The organism is Thermogemmatispora sp. (assembly GCF_042408735.1).
GTDB lineage: Bacteria > Chloroflexota > Ktedonobacteria > Ktedonobacterales > Ktedonobacteraceae > Thermogemmatispora.
Window position 1 is genome coordinate 1 of record NZ_JBHOQV010000089.1, and the last position, 23,055, is coordinate 23,055.

Here is a 23,055-nt window from a genome sequence, read left to right on the forward strand (position 1 = left end):
CAAGACTGGCCGAGTCGATGCCCTTAGCTTCTTCAAGCCTGTCGGCGAGACCGTCGAGACCCAGGGCCTGGGCCGGATCCTGATCAGCCCCGCTGGCGGCGACGTTCCTCAAATGCGAGGCCAGCTCAACGCTGTCTTCTATGCTAAGGCCAGTCTCATCCGCGCTAAACCGAACGCTATAAAAGCTCTGGTGCGCGCTATGGCTACAGCACTGGCCTTCATCCACAAGTACCCTGACCAGGCCATCAAGATCCTGCAGAAGTACACCCACATCGATGAGAAGACGGCCAATGCCGCTGCTCAACACCTGGCCAACTCCTACGCCACCACGCCTATCGTCGATGAGCAGGGATATAGCGTCAGCGCTTCCTTCGCTCTTCAGACAGGCGTTGTCAAGAAAGTCCCACCTTTCAGCACCCTGGTCGATATGCAAACTGCCACTCAGGCCATGCAGGGCTTTACACCACAGGTCTAGCCAGTTTGCTTTCCAGGGAAGAGCTGCCGCACGCGCTCTCCGCCGGCCAATCGGCAGCTCTTCCCTTGATGTAATCCGGGAAAAGCTCATCAAGTTAGAAGAAGTTTTAACAACAAATCGCCAACAGTGGTATCTACTCGCCTCTGCAGTGATTATCTTCATCGAAAGATATCTGAGAGATTATCAGACAGGTAGTGCTTTTTATGCAGAACTAGCTACTCGCCCCTTTCGCCTGAGCTGGCCAGCCAGGGGGAGCCTTTTCGATCTGAATCAGGTGGCAGCTCCTGAGTATAAAAAAGAGGAGATCCCTCACCAATACAGCGCTCAGCCCTCTTGCAATCAATATCAATACAGATTGATTGTCGACCGGACTTCGCCAGAGTGGCCAATCGCTCCGAGAGAGGCCGGCAATCATCGCAAGCTTCTCGCAGCTTGGCCGCGAGAAGACCTTCTCTTCTCACCCCCAGAAGGGCCAATCGGGTATTGGCCTGGTGTGATCAGTCGTCTGACGGCCCCTGACAGTTGGCAGGACTTTGAGGCTGCACAGTGCAGAGCGTTATGTGGCTTCCCCCTCTACCAGAGGCAGGCACAAAGCCGGTCGCTGGCCCTGGTACCTGGATCAGGGCAGCCGGTGATGCGCTCTCTTGGCTGGCTGCCTACGGTGTTCCTGAGCGAAGCTACAGGTGCGATTGACTCCTACAGAGCAGCTTTCTTAAGCAAGGCAGCTCAGCCTGGCAAGGCTTGTTTATTTATCAGCCCCAACTATCAGCCGCTCCTTTACTCAGCCTACGACAGCGATCAGTTTCTTAGCCTGGTTGATCAATCCTTTACGGGGGACCGACTGTCCCTCTTCGTTCGAAGGTGCAGGAGGGTTTGCTATGTCAGATTATGACTCGTCTTCCAGGAAGCAGCTTCTTGGCCTTACCGCTTACCTGACAGCCGCAGCTCGGGCCTACGAGAGCCAGCGCGAGGACCGCCTCTTCGATGACCCCTGGGCGGCCTCTCTGGCTGGACCCGAGGGGGTAGAGCGCTTTGCCAGCACTGAGGACCAGGGAGGATCGATTATTGTACGCACCCGCTACTTCGACGAATGGCTCCAACAGATAACGTACAAGGAGGGACTACGCCAGATTGTTCTGCCGGCTGCCGGCCTTGATACCCGCCCCTTTCGCCTGAACTGGCCACCTGCCACCCGCTTCTTCGAGCTGGATCAGGCCCCTATTTTGTCCTACAAAGAAGCTGTTCTCCAGGCCCTTCAGGCACAGCCACACTGCGAGCGCATCCTCGTGAGCACAGACCTGGCCCAGCCTGACTGGACCAGCGCACTTTTGGAAGCTGGTTTTGATCCCTCCACTCCTTCGGCCTGGCTCATCGAAGGTTTGCTGGCCTATCTTCCGCTTGAGCAGTCCCAGCAGCTATTGTCAGCCATCAGTCAGATAGCTGCCGAAAATAGCTGGCTAGCTTTCAATGCCGTTCATAGCGCGATGCTCAGCTCTCCCCTGACTCGGCCAAGAATTGAGCGCCTTGCCCGGGCCGGCTCACCCTGGATCGGGCCAATCGATGATCCCGTTGGCTTGCTAGAGGCTCTCGGCTGGGAAACAAGTTTCGTCTCAAGTGCCCACAAGGGTTACGAGTACGGACGAGCTGTTTTCCCTTTCATTGGCTTGGAAGAGCTATCCCCAGAGACAGAGAGGCTCTATCACATGCTGGTAACCGCCAAGAGAAAAGGCCCACCCTCCGCTCTTGCTGATCACTGATGAAATGCACCGTTCCTCTTCGCTTTCGCTCACCACCCATGACAAGGAGGTAGTTACTCGCTTGCAAAACCGATCCGAAGCAAGGCTTCAAAATCACTATTCGCTGCTAAATTCTCTTCTGATACAGCTTCTTTCTTGTTCATACAACAGCGCGCGGTCCCCGCCTCAGTACAAGCGCTAGCATACGCAGTCAGGAAGAGACGCCGCAGAGCTTCTCGCTCCAGATTGCAACCGGACTCAGGCTTGTCCCGAAGGCCATCCGCCGCTCGCAGTTGTAACGGATCGGTCAGAGCAGCGACACCGTCGGCAGGGAAGTCTACCGATCCCCATGATCTGGCCTGTTGTCATTCTAGCCGATCAGACTCACTCTGGAAAGGATCAACCCGATGTCAGAGCAATACAAAACCACTCTTCCGAAAGCTTCCATCGGACAGACAGCATATATGACGGCTGCCGTGCGCGCCCATGAGAGTCAGCGAGCGGACCGCCTCTTCGATGACCCGTGGGCTGCCGCCCTGGCTGGTCCTGAAGGCGAACGCCGCTTTCTCCAGCTCGAAGATGCCGGCGGGGGCATCATCGTGCGCACCCGCTTCTTCGATGAATTCTTGCACCAGACCATCGCTTTATCGGACATCCGTCAGCTTGTCATGCCTGCCTGCGGCCTTGACACGCGCGCCTTTCGCCTGTCCTGGCCTCCGGATACCTGCCTGTTCGAGCTGGATCAGCCTGCCGTCCTCCAATACAAGGAACAGATCTTACATGCCCAGCAAGCCATCCCACGCTGCCAGCGCCGCCTTGTGCCTGTCGATCTAACCGAAGCCTCCTGGCCCAACTCATTGCTAGAGGCTGGCTATAACCCTGCCCAACCCTCCGTCTGGCTGGTTGAGGGCCTCCTCTTCTACCTTCCCAATCCGGTCATCTTCCAGCTGCTTGAGCAGATCGGCGACCTCTGTTCCCCGCAGAGCTGGCTAGCTTTCGACGCGATCCACAGCGCAATGACCACCTCGCCTCTAATGCAGAAGCGCATAGAGCGCGTTGCCCGCCTTGGTGTACCCTGGATAGGCACGATCGACGACCCCGTCGCTCTTCTCTCTTCCCTGGGCTGGCAGGCCACCGTTATCTCTACCGCACGCAAGAGCTACGAGTACAACCGTCCGGTCTATCCTTTCATCCCGCAGGAGGAGCTGACGGTCGAAACGGAAAAACTCTATCACCAGCTCGTCGTTGCCGAACGCCGGAGGCAGAACACCCACGAGCAGTAACCAGGTCGGGCAGCGACTCCTCCCAAGGCTGCCCGCATCGCGGAAGAGAGCGGGCAAGGGCGCACGCTCAGGCTCCAGGAGGCGAGAGGCTGTCACGTGTCGTCCGGCAGCCAGGAGCGTCCCGATTCGCGGGAAGCGGTGCCCATCCGCGCGGCCCCAGGCAGCCAACAGCATTCGCCAGGTCGATGAGCGAATGCTGTTGGCTGCTTCCGACCTCAAGTCGGGCCAGAGCTGTCTTCAAGAAGCGCCGAGGACGGCTCGTTCACGGCAGGATCAGATGGACATCGCCAAACTCGTGCCAGAGATAGCCCTCCTTGAGAGCAGCGGCATAGGCCAGCTCCAGATGCTCCCGTCCAGCCAGCGCCTCCAACAGTGCCAGATGGGAAGCCTGCGGCTCATGGAAGCCGGTCAACAGGCCATTGACGGCGCGCAGTCCCCGCAGCGGGGTAATGACGAGATCGGTCCAGCCCTCGCCGGCATGCACCACTCCGTATCGATCAACAACCGTCTCTAGTGCCCGCATCGGCGTCGTTCCGATGGCAATGACCCGCCGTCCCTGCCGGAGGGCCGCATTGACCAGCTCAGCGCTTTCAGCAGGCACACGATAGTACTCCTCATAAGGCGGCTCATGCGCCTCCAGGCTGGCCACCCCGGTATGCAGAAGCACAGGAGCAAACTGAATGCCCTCAGCAACCAGACGAGTGACCAGTTCAGCCGTAAACGGTCGACTGGCCGAGGGCATTTCCGCGCTCCCGATCTCCGTCACAAAGACAGAGCGATAATACTCAATCGGCCACTCCTGCCTTACATAGGCATAGCGAATAGGAAAGCCATGATGCTCGAGATAAGCCGCCAGGGGTTCTGGCAGATCCAGCGTTGCCAGCCAGAGCCGCGCCCCAGCGGTCTCCCCCGCCCCCACGCGTATTTTCCGCCCGTAGGGGGCATAGAGTCGCGCCTGTCCCCCCCGCGGCAACGCCAGTATCTCGCCAGCTACAGCCTCGAAAAAAGGCTCTGAGCCACGCGCCAGCGGTAGCCGCAGCTCGATTACCCATAGATCAGCCGCCAGGCGCGTCGAAAGATGTAGCTCCAGCCGCTTCCCATCGGCCCGCACCGCATGCAGCGCAGCTTTCATCGTCCCACTGGTATTGATGACCAGGACATCGCCCCGCCTGAGAAACGTGGGCAGATCCCGAAAGCGCGCATGCACCAGGCGATGATCATGGCGATAGGAGACCAGCAAGCGCACCTCATCGCGTGCCAGACCACGCTCCTCGGGGGGTTCCCCAGCCTCCAACTGCGGCGGCAAGTGAAATGACATGGCGGTCAGTTCCGACCTGGCCCCCTTCGACAACCATCCCGGGGTAGCCCTCAAGTAGGCTTGTTCCCCATGTACCTCTCCCTCCGGCCGCCGTTCTCTCCAATCCTGTTCCCACATGTTCATAGGCACCTACCAATGTCAAAGATCCCGATTGCAACCGGCCAGCGCATCATCTTTTCACCTCGCGCGCCAGATAGCGACCAGAGGGATAGTCTCCCTCAATCAAGGCTACCAGACCTGGCACACTCACCTCCGGCGGAGGCCGATCGCTAATATCCTCGCCAGGAAAGGCTTCTTGATGCAGGCGCGTATTCATATCACCCGGATCGACCAGGTAAATGCGCCACTGCGGCTGCTCCGCGGCCAGAATCGCTGTCAGTTGCTCTAAGGCCGCCTTGCTCGAGCCATAGCCGCCCCATCCCGGATACGGCTCGCGGGCCGCATCGCTGGTAACATTGATGATACACGCTCCAGATGGTAGGTAGCGACCCAGGCGCTGGATAAGGGAGAGGGGTGCGAAGGTATTGACACGATAGACCTGCTCCAGCATATCGAGAGGATAATCCAGGAGAACAGGCTGGGGACTGGGACCAAGGATGCTGGCGTTATTGACCAGCAGGTCCAGTCTGCCCCAGCGCGCCACCAGAGAGGCCAGAGCCTCCTGATGCTCTGCAGCACCGATATCGCCAGCAATGGCAGCGATTTCACTCCACTGCGCCAACTCGCTCCGTGCCAGTTCCAGCTCGCTGGCCGTGCGAGCATCGATAATCAACCGCCAGCCAGAGCGAGCCAGCCGGCGAGCCAGAGCCAGGCCCAGCCCCCGGGAAGCCCCTGTGATCAGCCCGAGGCGTTCAGCTTTCAGAAGAGAAGAAGACATCATAGAGAACAGACCTCCTTGCTTCTTGCAGCCCACACAAGCGAGGTCCATCATAAGCGAGCGGCAGCCAACGCACACCGGGCAAGGGAACAGCTTGCGACCTGGCCACAGGGACAGGTCGCCTTTGACCAAAAGCTCAATCGAGACCGAGATCCTCAGCAGGATAGAAAAAAGGGCCTGGCCGACAGTGCAGCGCTCTCTTTGGTTTAGCACACTGCCGGTCAGGCACTGGCGCGGGACCAGGGGCCTGGTGGCTCAGAGCTGCCGCAGCCCCATCCTCGACTGCTCGATCGTCTCGATCACTGCGGCAATCTCACGGCGCACGCGATCATTGGTAGCCATCTCGGCCTGAACCTTCTCCCAGCCATGCATGATCGTCGTATGGTCCCTTCCTCCCAACTCAGCTCCGATCTGCAGCAGCGAGGCATCGGTCTGCTCGCGCATCACATACATTGCCACTTGACGCGGCCAGACGATCTCTCGATCGCGCGCTTTTCCCCGCAACTGCTCGGGATCGACGTTATAATAGCGGCAGACCCCTTCCAGAACCTCACGCACCGTCAACGTCGCTGGCGGCTTGCTGTTATAGATATGCTCTAAAGCTTTAGCAGCCAGGCCAACAGTGAGCGGCTCCTGATGGAGAGTCGCATAGGCGATCACCCGCTTCAAGGCCCCTTCCAGCTCACGAACGCTGCGGCACTCTGGACGTGCGATGTAGTCGATGACCGCTGGAGGAACCTGGAAGCGCATCGACTCAGCCTTCGAGCGCAGGATCGCCTGGCGATGCTCATAATCGGGAGGCTGAATATCGGCCAGCAATCCCCACTCGAAGCGGGAGCGCAGGCGATCTTGCAAGCTCACGATCGCTTTGGGAGGCCGATCGCTCGTCACCACAATTTGCTTATTAGAATCGTAGAGAGCGTTGAAGGTATGGAAGAACTCCTCTTCCGTCGATTCCTTTCCAGCGATAAACTGAATATCGTCGACCAGCAAAATATCGATCTGGCGATACTTCGCGCGAAACTCTTCTGTCTTCTGAAAGCGAATAGCATTGATAATTTCGTTGGTGAACTTCTCGGAGGTCGTATAGAGGACGCTGAGACCGGCAGCCTCCCCGTGATGGCCGATGGCATGTAGCAGGTGGGTCTTACCCAGGCCCACCCCGCCGTAGAGGAAGAGCGGATTGTAGACATAGCCGGGGCGCTCGGCGACTGCCTTTGAGGCGGCATGAGCCAGGCGGTTCGACTTGCCGACAATGAAGGTATCGAAAGTATAACGTGGATTCAGCATACTGCCGCCTTCAATGGGAGTAAAGAGGTGCTCCTGCACGCCGCCACCTCCAGCCTTCTCCTCAGCGGAGCGTTCATAGCCAAGAAACATAGCAGCCTGCTCCTCCTCATGGGCCTCGGCGCGATGAGGGGCCGGGCGAGCGTTAGCGGGGGCCTGAGACGTCATTGCAATCGCCGGTGAAGACGAGTCGAGCTTTGCCCGCAGGGCCGGGCGATGCCTGGGTGCGCGATAGGCGCGCTTCAAACGCTGGGCAGGACTCTCACCCCGAGCAGCCTCCTGCTCCAACTCCTGCAGCTCCTCACTGACAGTCGAGCCTTTAGTGACCAGAAAACGCACCTCGGGCTGACAGCCAATCACCTCCGAGAGGAGCGAGCGGATCATATCGATAAAGCGCACTTCCATCTGAGCCTTGGCAAAGGCCGAAGGCACCCCTACCATAAAGACATTCTCTTCAAACGAGAGACCCACCGTCCCGCTAAACCAGGTATCGTAGACGGACGGCTGGACCCGGGTCTGGATGTGCTCCAGGGTCGCTTTCCAGATCTGTCTTGCATTCACCGGCTCTCACCTCATACGCAGTTCGTCTCTGCCTTCAGGCTGCGTCAGTTCACTCTGGTTTGGTTCGTTCGGGCATAGGAATGCCAGGTCACAGGCCTGGATCTTTCAGAACAACTTGGCAGCTAGAGGGGTGCCAGCTCTGCCCTACGCTGGTAGTACAAGGGTCGGATGAGTAGGACAAAAAACACCCGGATGAACGTATTCCTGAATAGCAGAGGGTAATGGTAGCACTAAACCAAAAGGCTGTAAAGCCCTCTTTTGGTACCAGATGAGAAGCAGACCATAGGAATTCCTTTACCAGTAATATATACTGGGTTCAAAGCGCGCAGGGCGCTCTTGCGAGCGAGGACAAAAGTACTGTCGGCGCCGGAAGCGGGAGAGAGCAGGCGGAGCATACCTTCGCGGAGGATACCGCTTCGCCTTGTCTCTATACATTCTGCTACCACCGGCTCCTGGCCTCCCTCCCGCGCAGCCCCCCGCTCAGACCTTCCCTGCTCTTGTCTGGCCGCTGCCACTCACCTGCCACTCTTGTTCGTTCGCGAGAAAAGAGAGGAGGGCTGCAGACGAGGCTTCTCAACCAGTCCGGCCCTGCCCGCTTCTACGCCGCCATCCCTTGAGAGAGAGGATAGAAAGGAGGGGCAGCCGCTCCCTTCCCCGTCTTCGCCTGGCACCTTAGTTAGCAGGAACAGGGAAAGGCTGCTCGACGATACCGATGAAAGCACTGCTGCGCTCGGCACCGACTGTCTACCGGCGAAAGCCTGGATACGGCTGGCTGCTACTCTTGACTCTGGTTATCTTGATCGCATCGCTGACCACCGCCTGCTCTGGCTTGCTGGGCGGCAATACCAGTACCAGGCAGGGCGCTACCGCCACGGCGACCGGAGCAGGTGTAGCCCTGAATCAGCTCCATTGGTGCGGGAAGCCCTCGATGCTCTTCCGCGATGAGGGCGCTACTGTCTCTCCGGCAGCCTCCACGGCCACCGTCACAGCGACCGCCAGCGCCACGGCGACCGCCCAGGCGACTTCTTCACCAAGCAGCGGCCCGCGCACCCTTACGGACTGGGAGCAGGTTCAGCCCCTGCTCGGCTTCACGGTCTATCTGCCCCCTCGCCTGCCCGCTCGCACTTGCCTGGTCAGCGCGCTCGGCACGGTGCATGACCCCATCTTTGGGGGCAACTTCTCTATCTCTTATTTGCTGCCCGATGGGAGCGCCATTAGCCTCTCAGAGGCGCCACACCGTAATCAGAAGTCGCTTTTTCAGTGCACAGCTTCGCTGGTGACCCCTACGGCAGCGGCTCGCCCACAGGCCACACAGACAAAGGCTACTTCCACCGCGCAGGTGAGTCCAACGCCAACCCGCACCCCCAATCGCATCTGCTCCGGAGTGCGCGGCGAGACGAGCATCGTCTTCTCCGCACCCGGCGATGAGAAGACGCTAAAGCAGTTCTTCGATGCGCTGCAACCCAATGTGGCCTGGGTCCCTCTTTCATAGCCACGAGGCCGCGGGCCGCCCTGCCGCCCGCGGCAGAGGGCCTGGCTATTCTGCGCCCCCTCAGCTTTGCTGCCCCAGGCCACAAGAGTGTACGAGCGCAGAGAAAGAAATCCTTATCTACAGCCTCCTCTCTCCCGACCGGAGGATGAGAGCAGTCCCGAGGCTCCACATTCTGAAGGTGCTCTTTGGAGAGATGTAATTGCAAAAATAGCTGTAGCCAATAAAAGGAGCAAGTCTATGCAGCTACCAGGCACCTGCTCTTACTGCGGCACACCTCGCGACCCACAGGCCCGCTTTTGTACGAACTGTGGCGCCCCGCTGCTGCCTCCGGTCGGACTGGCAAACGCCCAGAGCAACAGGGGTATGAGCATGGGCGGTCCTCCAGCCGCTGCGCCGCTGCAACCGATGCCCGACTCGGCCTTCCAGCTCGCCAGCGGCTCGCCAGGCCAGCCGGCCCTCAGGCAGGTGGGTCTGCTGCTGCTGGCCGTGATCGGCGGCACCGTAGCAGCTCTTGCGACCCTGGGCCTCCTGGCCTGGTTCATCCCTGGACTGCGTGGCCTCTTCTGGTGCCTCGTTGGCCTGATCGCCTTGGTCCTTTTCTTGCTCTACCTGATCGTGCGTTCGGTTATCCGCCGGACGCTTGGACGGCTAAACCGCTTCTGGTAGCTTCGCTTCCTGCCAGGTCCAATGAGGAGGAGTCTCTGCTCCGGGCAAGGGAGCGGAGGGGGCCAGATGAGAGGTCCTATCGCGCTCGCTCCCTGCGGCTTGTGTACCCGCTCGACGCGCGGTGACCACTTCTGGTATAATGGCAACAGTTTTGCGAGTGCGCTAATTACTCCTGTGAGGTATACGAGGAGCACAAAAGCAAAGCCTACGTGCTAGCAAAGGGAGGAGATCTGTTATGGATAAGTGCCCCCGTTGTGGTGCAGAAACGCGGCCCGGGGATCGCTTCTGCTTGAGTTGTGGTCAGCCGCTGCTTCCCTCCGCTCCCGCCTATGAGCCGGCCCAGGCCCCGCTCTCCGGGGGCGATGCCACTCTGCCCGCTCAGGATGAGTGGGTAGCTGCCCCTGCTGGTTCGCAGCCGTCGTCTTCGCCCGGCGGAGGTGGAGGGTGGCCCAACGCGACGATGCCCGCCTCTCCATCTGCACCGACGGAGCTATCGCCCTCTCCAGTCCAGCCAGCCGCCAGCCACGAAGCGGCTGTGGCCACGGCGGTTCCCAAGATTAAAAACCCAGCCCGCTTCATTCTGAAATCTGAGAGCGGCGAAGTGATCCAGGAATACACCCTGGATAAGGAGGAAATTACGATTGGACGCGCTCCAACCAGCGATATCCTCCTCTCTAAGGACAAGCTGACTTCGCGCCGCCACGCCACAGTACGCTACGAAAATGGTCAATATATCCTGCGCGATGAGCGGAGCGCCAATGGCACCTTCGTCAACGGGCAGCAGCTCGAGGAGCTGGTCCCTTACACGCTGAAAGACGGCGACCATATTGGCATCGGTGAGCACGAGCTGATCTTCCAGGCCCCGGCCGTTAGCGTCGATGAGCTGCCCACGATCAGCATCCAGCCAGGCGAGCTAACCTATCGCACGCGCGAGGACAGCAATCTGACGGCTAGCTCGCTCGATCAGTTCGCGACGCACTCGGAGAGCGAGCTGTCTCCTTCGGCCGCCAGTGGAGCTGGCCTGGCCTCACCCGCCCCCGCTGTATCTGTCAGCGGTGAGAGCGGCCCGGCCAGCAGCACAAGCGTGGCAGAGCCTGCCGCCCCCAGCCCTGCGCGTGAGCCGGAGCCGGTCGCTTCCGCTGCCGCTTCGCTCGAAGCCGCTCAGCCCAGTGCTTCCAGCCTGGCCGATGGCGTAACCTTCAATCGCTTGACAAGCCTTCCTCTTCCGGCTCTGCCAGATATGTCTTCGCTGATGGCCGCGCTGGCCACGCTCGACGGCCAGGTTTCGGCCCTCCAGGAGCAGCTGAACGCCACCCAAGAGGCCCTGCGTAACCACGAGGCCGAAATCGCTCAAACGACGAATCAGTTGCGGGCCGGCGTGCGCCGCGTAGCGGAACGCATGGATCAGACGATCGCAGATGTGGCCCGCAGCCGCGAGGCCCTGGCCTGGTCCGAGCTGATTCAACTCATGGAAGATGTGACCAATAATCCGCGCGATATTGAATATGTGACACGCCTCGCCCGCAAAGCTCGCGAGCTGAATAAGGTCTTCCAGATCCATCAGAGTGTGCTCAATACCCTGGCCGAGTGCAATACACTGCTGCGCGCTCTGATCGGGGAAGAGCGCTGATAGCGGCCCAAACTCTAATGAATCAGGCTTGTGTTTAGAGAAATGCAGGAAGCTCACTACGACGCCGTCGTCATCGGCGCTGGCCTTGGAGGATTGCTCAGCGCCGCTCAACTGCTGCAGCGCGGCAAGAGCGTGGCTTTGCTGGAGCGGCTCGACCACTGCGGCGGACGCTTTACAGCTAAAACCTTTAAGGGCGTGCAGGTCAGCACCGGTGCTGTACATATGGTTCCTTTCGGCAGCAGCGGAGTGCTGGCCCGCACCCTGCGGCGCCTGCAGATCCCTCACCGTCTTCTTGACGCCGATGTCTTCGGCTCTTTCCACGTGCACGGACGCCAGGTACGTGCGCGCGGACTTCTCGGCGTCTACCGCTTCCTTGGCCCGCGCCAGTTTTTCTGGTTTCTGCGCCTGGGCTACTTGATGTTCTTCCGCCCGCTGCCCGCCGAAGAGGGCGCTCTGCCTTTCAGTGCCTGGCTGGCCCGCCACATCGATGTGAGGCACAATCGTGAGCTGGTGGCCTTCTTCGAGCGGATTGCCCGCTTTGCCCTCAGTCTGGAGCTAGACCAGGTCTCGACGGCAGAGGTCATCGCCACGACAAAGAATATGTTCCGCTACGGCGCCCCCGGCATTGTCGAGGGCGGCTGCGGCGCGCTGGTAACTGAACTAGAGCGCCGTTTGCGCGAGCGGGGGGCCACCCTGCTCCTGAGCCATGAGGCCCTGCAAATTCTGCACACCGATGGGCAGGTCAGAGGAGTACGGGCCCGCGACAAGACCACCGGCAATGAGCTGCTGCTTCGGACCTCCCTGGTAGTCAGCGATATCGGCCCTCGTGCAACCAACGCTTTGATCGAGAATCGCCAGGTGCGCCAGGCCGAGATCCTGAAGCAGCAGCGGCAGACCCCCCAGATGGCACCAACTGCAACTGAGGCTGAGAGGATCTATCGCGAAGCGGTGGGGCTAAAGGTCCATGTGCTCAGCGATGTTTCCTTGATCCCGCACCGGGGGATTATGTACTGCCTGGATACCCAGCGCATTGCCGGCATCGTTCAGCCGACGAACTGTGATCCTCGCCTGGCCCCTCCTGGGAAACATTTGCTCATCACGCATCAGGTGCTCCAGAGCGATAATATTGAGGAAGAGAAGGCCCTGGCCATCGCCGATCTCCGGCAGCTCTTCGGAGAAACCTTCGAACGGCATTGCCGTATCCTGACGATGAGCGTCTACCGCGGCGAGTGGCCGGTGAATCGCCTGACCCAGGGAAGCGATCTCTCGCCGGTAACACCCCTCCAGGGCCTCTTTCTGGTGGGCGATGCTGTCAAGCCTAGCGGCTATCTGATGGTCGAAGGAGTCGCCCAGAGCGTCAATCACGTGCTCGACCTCCTCGATGCCATCGAGCGCGGCGAGGCCGCCGGCCCGCTGGGAAGTCCTCGTCTGCCACAGCCTTCCACCTCTGGCACCAGAGACCAGAGCTGGCTGGACCGGCCGCCATTTAGGGCCAGGCCACGCCGATCACGCTCGGGTTACGTGGAACGTCCGCCTTCCCGCCTGAATGCCCTGCGCTGGTTATGGACGGCCCCGGGCAATGCTCGCAAGCAGGTAAGGAGACCCCTCTATCCATGACAGACGTCGCAAAGGCTGCTCCCTATTACCTGATCCGCGGCGGCACTCCTCTCCACGGCGAGGTGACAGTCAGCGGCGCGAAGAACGCTGTCACGAAGATGACCATCGCCTCACTGTTGACCGAGGAACCCTGTACGCTGCGCAATGTGCCTCTCATCGGCGATCTCTATTTGACGCTCAGTCTCTGCCAGGATATGGGTTCTGAGGTGACCCTCAATGAGCAGGAGCATACGCTCTCGATCAGAACCCCTGCTATCCACTCGACTTCGGTTTCTGCCACGATCGGCGGCCTGAATCGCATGGCGATTCTGACGGTCGGTCCGCTGCTGCACCGCTGCGGCGAGGCCGATATCCCTCTTCCTGGCGGTGATCGCATCGGAGCTCGCCCGATCGATTTCCATCTGAATGGCCTTCAGCAGATGGGGGCGACCATCGTAGAGCTGGGGGGACGCTACTATATGAGCGCTCCCCGCGGCCTCCATGGGGCCACTATCCGGCTGCCCTTTCCAAGCGTGATGGCCACCGAGAATTTTTTGATTACGGCTTCTCTGGCACGCGGTGTGACGATCATTGAGAATGCCGCCCTCGAACCCGAGATCATCGATCTGATCAAATTCTTGCAGAAAATGGGGGCCATTATCGAGCAGAAGGTCGATCGCCGGATCGTGATCGAGGGGGTGCCACGCCTGCGCGGGGCTCGCCATACACTCCTGAGCGACCGCAATGAGGCGGTCTCCCTGGCCATCGCCGCCTATCTGACAAAAGGCGATATTTATCTACGCGGGGCCCAGCAGGATACGCTGCTGACTTTTCTGAATACGCTGTCAAAGATGGGCCTGCGCTTCGAGGTGGAGGATGAGGGCATTCGCTTTATCGGGGATGATCGCCCTCCCCCACCAATCGCTCTGGAAACGGATGTTCACCCAGGCTTTATGACGGACTGGCAACAGCCTTTTACGATTCTGCTGACGCAGGCCGATGGGATTTCGGTGGTGCATGAGACGATCTATGAGGATCGCTTTGGCTACACCCATGCCCTCAAGACGATGGGGGCCCACATCGGCCTCTATACAAAGTGCCTGGGCGAGGTCCCGTGTCGCTTCCGCGAGAAGCAGTATCTGCATAGCTGCGTGGTCCGCGGCCCAACTCCCTTGAGCGCCGCCCGCCTGGATATCCCAGATATCCGCGCCGGCTGCTCGTATATTCTGGCCGCCCTCTGCGCCGAAGGAACCTCCGAGGTCCATGGCGTGGAGCATATCGAGCGCGGCTACGAACGCCTGGATGAGAAGCTGCGCGCCCTCGGCGCCTCCCTCGAGGTGGTTCGTCCGTCGCCGGCCGCCGACCTCAACTCCGAGGCCTCTCTCCCCTCAAGAGTCCAGTTCCCTAAAGCGTCCTCACACGAGGAGTCCGCCTAGCCCCGCCAGCGCTCCGCCTCCTCCCTCCTGCCCCGTCACTTGACAAACCAGGGCAGGGAGGGTATACTCCCTTATCGATGAATGAATGTGTATTCATTCATCGATAAGGGAGCGCGAGGAACAGCACCATTATGCCACGCAGTGAGGAGGCCAATCGCCAGATTCGCGATGAGCGGCGGCGCCAGATTCTCCATGCCGCCGCCGTCGTCTTTGCCCGCAAGGGGCTGGCGCTGACGCGCATCAGCGATATTGCTGAGGCTAGCGGCATCAGCCAGGGGCTGATCTACCGCTACTTCTCCAGCAAAGAGGAGCTGTTTAAAGCGCTGGTTGAGACGGCGCTGGATCGCTCGCAGACGGGCCTGCAGCAATTACGCGAGCAGGCTGGCACGCCCTGGGAGAAGCTCTCTCGTCTGACGGCTTATATGTGGGAAGGCATGCGCCGTCAGCCCGCCTATGTTCATGTGGTCCTGCATGCTCTGATCGGCGAGACAGTGCCCGAGGAGATCCGCGGACTCGTGCAGTACCATGTACGAGAGTCACAAGCCTTCTTTCGCGAGCTGATTGTGGAGGGTCAGCGCGCCGGCCAGGTAGTGGCCGGCGACCCCGATGAACTGACCTTGCTCTATGGATCGCTGATGCTGGGCCTGGCCTCAGGTGCCTGGTTCATTAACTCTAGCGTTACGCAGCCGTCTGTTGAGGGCATCTTGCGTATCCTCAAAGGCTGAGACGAGCTGAGGTGCTGGTTAGCCAGTTCTGTTGTCGTTCCTACTTCCTTAAAATCATACGTCCTGATGTCCTGATGTAGGTATAGGAGGGTCAGGCTTATGCGGTCAGATATGGAAGCAACGCGCTCGCCGTCCAGTGCGCAAGGAGAAGATGTCTTTCCCTACAACCGACGGCAAACTCTCGCCACCATCGGCGGTATCCTGCTGATCCTCTTTCTGGCGACCCTCGATCAAACCATCGTCGCGACTGCCCTGCCGCGGATCGCCGCCGACCTGCAAGGCTTCGCCTCTCTCGCCTGGGTTGGCACCGTCTATCTGCTGACCTCGACGGTGACCATTCCCATTTACGGCAAGCTCTCCGACCTTTTGGGGCGCAAGCCTATCTTTCTCTTCAGTCTCTTGCTCTTCCTGATCGGCTCGGCGCTGAGCGGCCTGGCCCAGTCAATGACCCAACTGATCATCTATCGTGCCCTACAGGGCGGCGGTGCCGGCGGTCTACAGCCCATTGCCAGCGCGGTCGTGGGCGACCTCTTTCCGCCCCGTGAGCGAGGGAAATGGATGGGCGTGACGGGCAGCATGTACGCGCTGGCCAGCATCGTGGGACCGTTGGCCGGCGGCTGGCTCACCGACCATCTTTCCTGGCGCTGGATCTTCTATGTGAATCTGCCCCCTGGTATTGCGGCGCTGCTGATACTCATCCAGTTCATGCCGCCCTTGCAGCCTGCGCGCCGGCCTGTTTTCATTGACTACCCCGGCGCCCTGCTAGTCGTCCTCGCAACGGTCCCTCTGCTGCTCGCATTCTCTTGGGCAGGCAATCAATACGCCTGGCTCTCGTTGCCCATCGTTGGCCTGCTGACGGGCGGGATGGTCATGCTGGTCCTCCTGGTTCTCTATGCAGCTTATCAGGAGCGTCAGGGGAAGGAAGCGATCTTTGAACCTGGTCTTTTTGCGCGTAGCTGGCGCATTTTCGGCGTTGCCTCGATGGTGACTATCGGTCTGAACATGGCCCTGTTGGGCAGCGCTTACTACATTCCGCTCTTCATTCAAGGAGTCATCGGCAGCTCAGCGACCAATAGCGGCCTGGTGGTTATCCCACTGGCGCTGGCCGCCATTACGGGCGCGGTGGTTACGGGACTATCGCTTTCTCTGACGGGGCGCTACAAATGGCAGGCGGTCGCCGGGGCGGGGCTGGCTTTCCTGGGAACTCTGCTGCTGCTGCGGCTGAACGTGCACTCAAGCTGGCCAGACGTGCTGGTCGCCATGCTGGTGCTGGGGGTTGGTATGGGAGCAGGTCAGGCGGTCTATACAACGGCGGTGCAGAACGCCCTGCCGGATAAGATTGGCCAAGCCACGGCGGCGCTGGCATTCTTCCGCCAGCTCGGGGGCACCATCAGTCTGGCCATTCTCGGGGGCATCGTCACCGCCACCTATATGCCAGCCTTTCACGCGGCGCTGCCAGCGACCCTAAGGGAGGCTCTCCCGCCGCGACTGATCGCTACCTTTGCCGATCCGTTGGTGCTGCTCGCGCCAGGCGAGACGCTGGCTCAGATTCGCACAGCCTTTGCCGCCTATGGACCGCAGGGCGCCGCTGCCTACACCACCCTGCTCAACGCGGTGAAAAGCGGTCTGGTACAGAGCCTGCATCAGGCTTTCGTCGCGAGCGCTTTCATCAGCGTCCTGACCTTGCTCGCCTCCTGCCTTCTCAAGGAACAGGTTCTGAGCCGTCGCCGGCGCAGTAGCCGGCAGCTCGGGGAAGAAACGCCTGCTCTCTCGAACCCATCGGAGCCATCATAGCCTGTCAAGCCCACTCCCATTGACGGCGCCTCGCACTGGGCCGAAGAGGAGCGGCGTCGGATGAGTGGCAATAAGCAGCTCTGAGGGGCAGCCCACAGCCAGCGATCCGGCCCTCAGGACTCGATCCAATGGCTGCTCAAGCCCCTCAGGAAAAGAAAAAAAACCAAAAGAAGCGAAAGTAGTTTAGTGAGAATTTTCAGACAAATTGAGCAGCAAGCGACGCACCTCTTGAACATCTTGCGCCAGACTGATGGCCAGTGTTGTCTGGCGCAGGGTGGTGAAATCCTGGGCGGCCTCTGCTCCTTGTCTGGCCAGCGTCAGCTCCTCGGGGAAACGCAATCGCACGATCTCCAGCAGCATCTCACGCCCCTGGCGAAGCACTTCCTGATAAGCTTCCTTATAAGCCTCCTTTAATCCCTCCTCGCGTCCCACTTTCAGTCCCTCCTCGCGTCCCGCTTTCAGCCCCTCCTCGCGTCCCGCCTTCAGCCCCTCCTCGCGTGCTTCCCTGCGTATCCTTTCCCGCAGCCGTTGCATAAACTCCCGATGCAGCCAGGATTCCTGAAACACATCCTCAAGCATAGCAAACCTCTCCTTGAGCCACTCGCTATCTTCAGCCTTGGTGAAAACTAGTGAGGCCAGCACATAGGTCACATAGAGCAACTGATTGCGCGTCGCCTCCGCCACGGGAGCGAGCGCACTGATCACCTCTTCCACTGTCTCGCGCCTGGCGCCATCGCGCGTGAGCGTCAACAGTGGCAGCACTGCTGGCGATCCCACAGCCCGCAGCTCGTGTGTCGGCACATCGCAAAGACGAATCACATCGAAGTAGAACCGATGATTCTCGCGCATCGGTAGGCGCTGGCGGTAGGGCGATACCGCCGCCTGACAGGGCGTCAGATAGATGACTACTGACAAGACCGGCAAGCCGTACTGACAGTAGGCCTGTACATTATATTCCCATAAGCGCCGCGCCATCTGGCTATGGGCTCGCGTCTGAAACTCAATATGCAGCAGCAAACGCTCCCCCTCTACCTCAATTATATACAGGCTATCGGCGTTCAGATGGCGACGCTCCTTGATACGTAAGAGCGAGGAGACCGTTCCAACAAAGCGCCCGCCCTTAACCAGATAGGTCGTCCATCCCTGGGGATCAAGACCAAACAGGTACTTTGAACTCCAATCCCACTTTTCATCTGCCATAGACCCTAACGAGCCACCCTTCATAAGCTTATTTACGCCACTGAGTATAGCATCTACATGCCAATTTGTCTATAGATAATCGCGGCATTTTTGATGAAACTATTTTCATATTAATGAACACCCTGGGAAGGAGGAGAACCGTACCGGCGGCCCTAAGCAAAAGGCGAGGCTTTAGCCTCACGGATGTGAGGCTAAAGCCTCGCCCCTTGCTAGAGCTTTGGCCAGCGGGCTGCAGTTATTGAGGAGCGCTGGAAGGAGTCATCCGTCGCCCCGATGTTCTTTTGCCAGGCGCTAGCTCCCGACGGCGTCACGCTTCTCCTCGGGATAGGCTCCCAAGAAATCGCAAGCCGTCTGCACGCGCTCGCGTGGCGCCACACGCCAGAAGAAGCGCTGCATGTGATCCCACTCGGCCAGAATCTGAGCCGCGCGCCAGCTATGAGTCTTCTTACGATGGAGGACAATCAGCTTGCGCAGCGCCTCGGCCTCATCGGGATCATTGATGCGCTGCAGCTCGACCAACTCGGTGTTGCAACGCGGCGGGAAGACGCCCTCGGTATCGAGAACGTAGGCCACCCCAGCAGACATACCGGCCCCAAAGTTGATGCCCGTGCTGCCGAGCACCACCACCATGCCGCCGGTCATGTACTCACAGGCATGGGCCCCCACGCCTTCAACTACCGCCAGGGCGCCGCTGTTGCGCACCGCAAAGCGCTCTCCCGCACAGCCGGCGGCGAAGAGCTGGCCACCGGTGGCTCCGTAGAGGACAGCATTGCCCATGATAATATTCTTGTGCGCCGGATAGCGCGCCGAGGGAGGCGGCATGATAATGATCTGGCCCCCGGTCATTCCCTTCCCCACGTAGTCGTTGGCCTCTCCATTGAGAATCAGGCGCATACCGGGAACGCAGAAGGCGCCGAAGCTCTGTCCCGCAGAGCCGTGGAAAGTCGAGGTCACGCTCACCCCGGGCAGCCCCTTATTGCCATAGCGCCGCGCGATCTCTCCCGCCAGGCTCGCCCCGACCGTGCGATCGGCATTCTGAATGCTGTGCTGGGTGAAGACGCTGCGCTCTCCGTTTAGGGCCTGCTCGGCCTCGCTAAGGATCTGAGCCGCCACCTGAGAACCCGGAGGCGGTGGCGCCGGGGCCACAAAGCCGCCCGCCGGCGTCGCCAGAATAGGGGCCAGCTCGATGCGTACATCATCGGGACACTGCAGCAGATCGGCCCGCCCGATGATTTCGTCGAGGCGCCGCACGCCCAGCTGAGCCAGAATCTGGCGCACCTCTTGGGCCAGCAGGGTCAGATAGTTGACAATCATCTGTGGCCGACCTGTGTACTTGGCGCGCAGATCTTCACGTTGGGTGGCTATGCCAGCAGGACAGGTATTCAGATGACATTGACGCGCCATATCGCAGCCGATCGCCACCATGATGGCCGTGCCGAAACCGAACTCATCGGCCCCCAACATCGCCGCGATCACCACGTCGCGCCCGGTCTTGAGGCCACCGTCGACCCGCACCCGCACGCGGCTACGCAGGCCATTGCGCACCAGAGTCTGCTGTGTCTCGGCCAGGCCCAGCTCCCAGGGGATACCAGCATGCTTGATCGACTGGAACGGCGAAGCCCCTGTTCCGCCATCGTGGCCGGCAATATGGATATAGTTGGCATGGGCCTTGGCTACGCCAGCCGCAATGGTCCCTACTCCTTTGCTGGAGACAAGCTTCACGCCGATGCGGGCCCGCGGATTGACCTGACGCAGATCGTAGATCAGCTGCGCCAGATCCTCGATACTGTAGATATCATGATGAGGCGGTGGCGAGATTAAGGGGACGCCCGGCGCCGTATGACGCAGACGAGCGATGAAGGGCGTGACCTTATTGGGCGGGAGCTGACCACCCTCACCCGGCTTCGATCCCTGGGCCATCTTGATCTCTAGTTCCTCGGCTCGCACCAAATACTCGGTGGTCACTCCGAAGCGCGCCGAAGCCACCTGCTTGATCTTGCTGCTGACCGGATGGCCCTCGAGCAGCTCATAGTACCAATCGGGATCTTCGCCGCCCTCACCGGTGTTGTTGCGCCCTCCAATGCTATTCATCGCAGCCGCGATGGTGCGATGGGCCTCGGGACTGAGGGCACCCAGCGACATGGCAGAGACCACGAAGCGGGCGCGGATCGCTTCGACTGGCTCAACTTCGTCGATGGGAATGGGTTCACGCGGCACGAAGCTGAGCAGATCGCGAATATTGGTGGGAGGACGTCCATAGATAAGCTCAGTAAAGCGGCGATAATCTTCAGGGTCCCCGCTTTGAGCCACCTTCTGAAGAGCGCGCACAACCAGAGGGTTGAAAGCGTGATACTCAGCATCGCGACGGTAGCGATAGTAGCCAGCCTCGGGCAGCTTGCGCCGCTGATGAGCCGCTCCGGCCCCAGCCCCAGTGCCGGCAGCCGCGCGTGAAGCCACCGCAGTCTGTTCAGCCGGCTGAGCCAGCTTCTGATGGTGCTCAATCAACTGGCGCGCAATCTGCTCCAGCCCAACCTTGCCTGGATGGGCCGGAGAACCGGCAAAGCAGCGCTCCACCAGGGTCGGCTCCAGAGCCACAATCTCGAATTGCCCGCCACCGATAATGTTACGCACGGTCGAGATGCCCATGCGCGCCATCACCTTGCGCAGACCCTCCTCAACGCCGTGGAAGTAGCGCTCAACCGCTTCTTCGGGCGTGATCGACTCCAGGTGGCGCTCACCGGCCAGAGCACGCACTGTGGCCAGCGCTACCGCGGGCATAATGGCCTCCGCCCCGTAGCCGAGCAGCAAGGCAATTTGATGAATGTCCCAGGCCGCCCCAGTCTCACAAATCAGCGACACCGAGGTGCGCAACCCCCGACGGATCAGCTCCTGATGCACAGCCCCAACGGCCAGCAGCATCGGAACAGGTACGTGCTCCAGGTCGGTTCCAAGGTCGCTCAGAATCAGGAGATCGACGCCCTCAAGGACAGCCGCCACCGCCTCACGCTCCAAGCGGGCCAGAGCCGCCTCTAGCCCAGCCGGACCATCGGCCAGAGCAAAGGTAGCCGCCAGAGTGCGCGCCCGGAAGCCCTGGTCCTCCAAATGGCGCAGCCGCTCAAGCTGGGCCTCGGTCAACAACGGCGTCTCCAGGTGGATCAGATGAGCGTGACGCGGCGACTCGCTGAGCAGGCTTTCGCGCCGTCCCAAATAGCAGTCCAACGACATGACCACCTGCTCGCGCAACGGGTCGATGGGGGGGTTCGTCACCTGAGCAAAGCGCTGATGGAAGTAGTCGGCCAGGGAACGGGAGCGTAGGGAAAGGGAGGCAAGCGGGGTATCGTCTCCCATGCTCCAGATCGGCTCTTTGGCATTCTGGACCATCGCGCGCAGAATCAGCTCTACATCCTCATTGGTCACACCAAAGAGCAACTGACGCTGGAAAAGATCCTCGGCATCCGGCTCTTGCTGATCACCCTCACTACACAGCTCGGAGGCAACCACCTGGGGCAGGCGCGTCAGGCGCACAAGATGAGCATCGAGCCACTGCTCGTAAGGCTGGCGCTGCGCCAACATCGTCTTGATATCCTCGTCGCGCAGCACAGCATGACGCTCCAGGTCGACGGCAATCATCTGCCCCGGCCCCAGACGCCCTTTCTCAACTACCTCATGCGGCTCACAGGGAATCACCCCGACCTCCGAGGCCAGAATCAGCAGCCCATTCGAGGTCAGAGTGTAGCGCGCCGGACGCAGGCCGTTGCGGTCAAGAGCCGCGCCCACAAAGCGCCCATCGCTGAAGACCAACGCCGCCGGTCCATCCCAGGGTTCGATCTGGCCCGCATGATACTCGCACCAGGCTCGCCACGCATGATCTAGCTCCGGCATCTGCTCCCACGCCGGTGGGATCAACATCTGCATACTATGCAGCAGGTCCCGGCCAGAACAAGTCAAGAACTCAAGCACGTTATCGAGCTGAGCCGAATCGCTGCCCCCTTCCTGAATGACAGGCAATAGATCGGCCAGCTTCTCCCCCCAGCGAGCGGCGGTCAGAGCTTTCTCGCGCGCCCGCATCCAGTTACGATTACCGAGCAGGGTATTGATCTCACCATTGTGAGCCAGCATGCGGAAGGGCTGGGCCAGAGGCCAGGAGGGGAAAGTGTTGGTACTGTAACGCTGGTGAAAGATAGCGAAAGCGCTGGTGTAGAGGGGATTGGCCAGGTCACGGTAAAAACGAGCCAGGGTATCGGGAGCCATCAGGCCCTTATAGACCAGGGTATGGCGAGAGAGCGAGGCCACATAAGCCTTGTCCAGACCAGCCTCTAGCCAGCGGCGCTCGATCTGGCGACGGGCATAGTAGAGAACGGCATCGAATTCCTCGGGGGTAAGCTTGTCTGGACATGCAAGCAAAACCTGGGAAATTGTCGGCAGGGTTGCGCGCGCCTGGGAGCCGAGCACGCTCTCGTCGAGCGGCGGCTGGCGCCAGAGCAAGAGCGGGATCTCCAGCTCCGCCAGCGTCTGCGCAACGATCTGGCGACTGGCCTCAAGCTCCTCGGGATAGCGCTCACGCGAAGGGAGAAAGAGCATGCCCGCGGCCAGAGCCTGAGTCTCTGGCAGCCTCACCCCCTGGGCCTCCAGCTCCGCCCGGAACAAGGCCGTCGGAAGCTGGGTCAGCACGCCAGCACCATCGCCGGTCTCGGCATCGGCATCCTGGGCTCCCCTGTGCGTCAGGCGAGCCAGCGCCTCCAGGGCCATCTCTACCAGCGCATGACTGCGCTCTCCGGAAATTTGTACAATAAAGCCTGTACCACAGGCATCGTGTTCCCACCGGGGATCGTAGAGCGGATATGCGGGATCAGCAGAAGCGTGGTGCTGCATAGATTGCCCTCCTGTAAAACAGACAGCATAGAAGACCAGGAGGCACCAGCATCGGAGCCACACTAGGTCGGCGACCAGAACAGCGCTCGCCGAGGTCATCGGGATAG

The 23,055-nt window shown here is 60.4% G+C and carries 15 protein-coding genes; 10 read left to right on the forward strand and 5 right to left on the reverse strand.

What is annotated here, in order from left to right; genetic code table 11:
- The 3 genes from ACFMO7_RS06970 to ACFMO7_RS06980 all read left to right on the forward strand — a co-directional run.
- Positions 1-475: ABC transporter substrate-binding protein (locus tag ACFMO7_RS06970; RefSeq protein ID WP_376794800.1), on the forward strand; the 475-nt coding region annotated here is incomplete at its 5' end.
- Between the two features lie 878 nt (positions 476-1,353).
- Positions 1,354-2,232 (forward strand): class I SAM-dependent methyltransferase, encoded by an 879-nt coding sequence (locus ACFMO7_RS06975; RefSeq protein ID WP_376794801.1) that lies wholly within the window; start codon positions 1,354-1,356, stop codon positions 2,230-2,232.
- 386 nt (positions 2,233-2,618) lie between these two features.
- Complete coding sequence (locus tag ACFMO7_RS06980; protein ID WP_376794802.1) at positions 2,619-3,494, forward strand: class I SAM-dependent methyltransferase; 876 nt, start codon at positions 2,619-2,621, stop codon at positions 3,492-3,494.
- Positions 3,495-3,756: 262 nt separating this feature from the next.
- Here the strand turns inward: ACFMO7_RS06980 and ACFMO7_RS06985 are convergent, their stop codons facing one another.
- The 3 genes from ACFMO7_RS06985 to dnaA all read right to left on the reverse strand — a co-directional run bounded on the left by ACFMO7_RS06985 (position 3,757) and on the right by dnaA (position 7,537).
- Positions 3,757-4,812, reverse strand: coding sequence for an S-adenosylmethionine:tRNA ribosyltransferase-isomerase (locus ACFMO7_RS06985; protein ID WP_376794803.1), 1,056 nt, complete (start codon positions 4,810-4,812; stop codon positions 3,757-3,759).
- A 169-nt stretch (positions 4,813-4,981) separates the two neighbouring features.
- Entirely contained in the window at positions 4,982-5,692 is a 711-nt protein-coding gene (locus tag ACFMO7_RS06990; RefSeq protein WP_376794804.1) for an SDR family oxidoreductase, read from the reverse strand.
- Between the two features lie 252 nt (positions 5,693-5,944).
- Entirely contained in the window at positions 5,945-7,537 is a 1,593-nt protein-coding gene (gene dnaA, locus ACFMO7_RS06995) for a chromosomal replication initiator protein DnaA (protein ID WP_376794805.1), read from the reverse strand.
- A 712-nt stretch (positions 7,538-8,249) separates the two neighbouring features.
- Here dnaA and ACFMO7_RS07000 point away from each other — a divergent pair.
- From ACFMO7_RS07000 to ACFMO7_RS07030, 7 genes are all read left to right on the forward strand, one after another.
- A complete protein-coding gene (locus ACFMO7_RS07000; RefSeq protein ID WP_376794806.1) occupies positions 8,250-9,029 on the forward strand; it encodes a hypothetical protein in 780 nt (259 codons plus the stop codon).
- Positions 9,030-9,266: 237 nt separating this feature from the next.
- Entirely contained in the window at positions 9,267-9,695 is a 429-nt protein-coding gene (locus ACFMO7_RS07005; RefSeq protein ID WP_376794807.1) for a zinc ribbon domain-containing protein, read from the forward strand.
- Between the two features lie 235 nt (positions 9,696-9,930).
- Positions 9,931-11,325: an FHA domain-containing protein gene (locus ACFMO7_RS07010; RefSeq protein ID WP_376794808.1), complete on the forward strand. Its 1,395-nt coding sequence runs from the start codon at positions 9,931-9,933 to the stop codon at positions 11,323-11,325.
- Positions 11,326-11,355: 30 nt separating this feature from the next.
- The gene (locus ACFMO7_RS07015) at positions 11,356-12,942 is read left to right on the forward strand and encodes a phytoene desaturase family protein (protein ID WP_376794809.1); all 1,587 of its coding nucleotides are present in this window, start codon (positions 11,356-11,358) and stop codon (positions 12,940-12,942) included.
- Positions 12,939-14,357 (forward strand): UDP-N-acetylglucosamine 1-carboxyvinyltransferase, encoded by a 1,419-nt coding sequence (murA, locus tag ACFMO7_RS07020; RefSeq protein WP_376794810.1) that lies wholly within the window; start codon positions 12,939-12,941, stop codon positions 14,355-14,357. The genes ACFMO7_RS07015 and murA overlap by 4 nt, the downstream gene beginning before the upstream one ends.
- Before the next feature lie 131 nt (positions 14,358-14,488).
- A complete protein-coding gene (locus ACFMO7_RS07025; RefSeq protein ID WP_376794811.1) occupies positions 14,489-15,082 on the forward strand; it encodes a TetR/AcrR family transcriptional regulator in 594 nt (197 codons plus the stop codon).
- A 99-nt stretch (positions 15,083-15,181) separates the two neighbouring features.
- Complete coding sequence (locus ACFMO7_RS07030; RefSeq protein ID WP_376794812.1) at positions 15,182-16,876, forward strand: MDR family MFS transporter; 1,695 nt, start codon at positions 15,182-15,184, stop codon at positions 16,874-16,876.
- Between the two features lie 183 nt (positions 16,877-17,059).
- On the opposite strand, the gene ACFMO7_RS07035 is transcribed toward ACFMO7_RS07030, so the two are convergent.
- Positions 17,060-18,076: a hypothetical protein gene (locus ACFMO7_RS07035; RefSeq protein WP_376794813.1), complete on the reverse strand. Its 1,017-nt coding sequence runs from the start codon at positions 18,074-18,076 to the stop codon at positions 17,060-17,062.
- Between the two features lie 291 nt (positions 18,077-18,367).
- Positions 18,368-22,948, reverse strand: coding sequence for a glutamate synthase large subunit (gltB, locus tag ACFMO7_RS07040; protein ID WP_376794814.1), 4,581 nt, complete (start codon positions 22,946-22,948; stop codon positions 18,368-18,370).
- Positions 22,949-23,055: the final 107 nt, after the last annotated feature.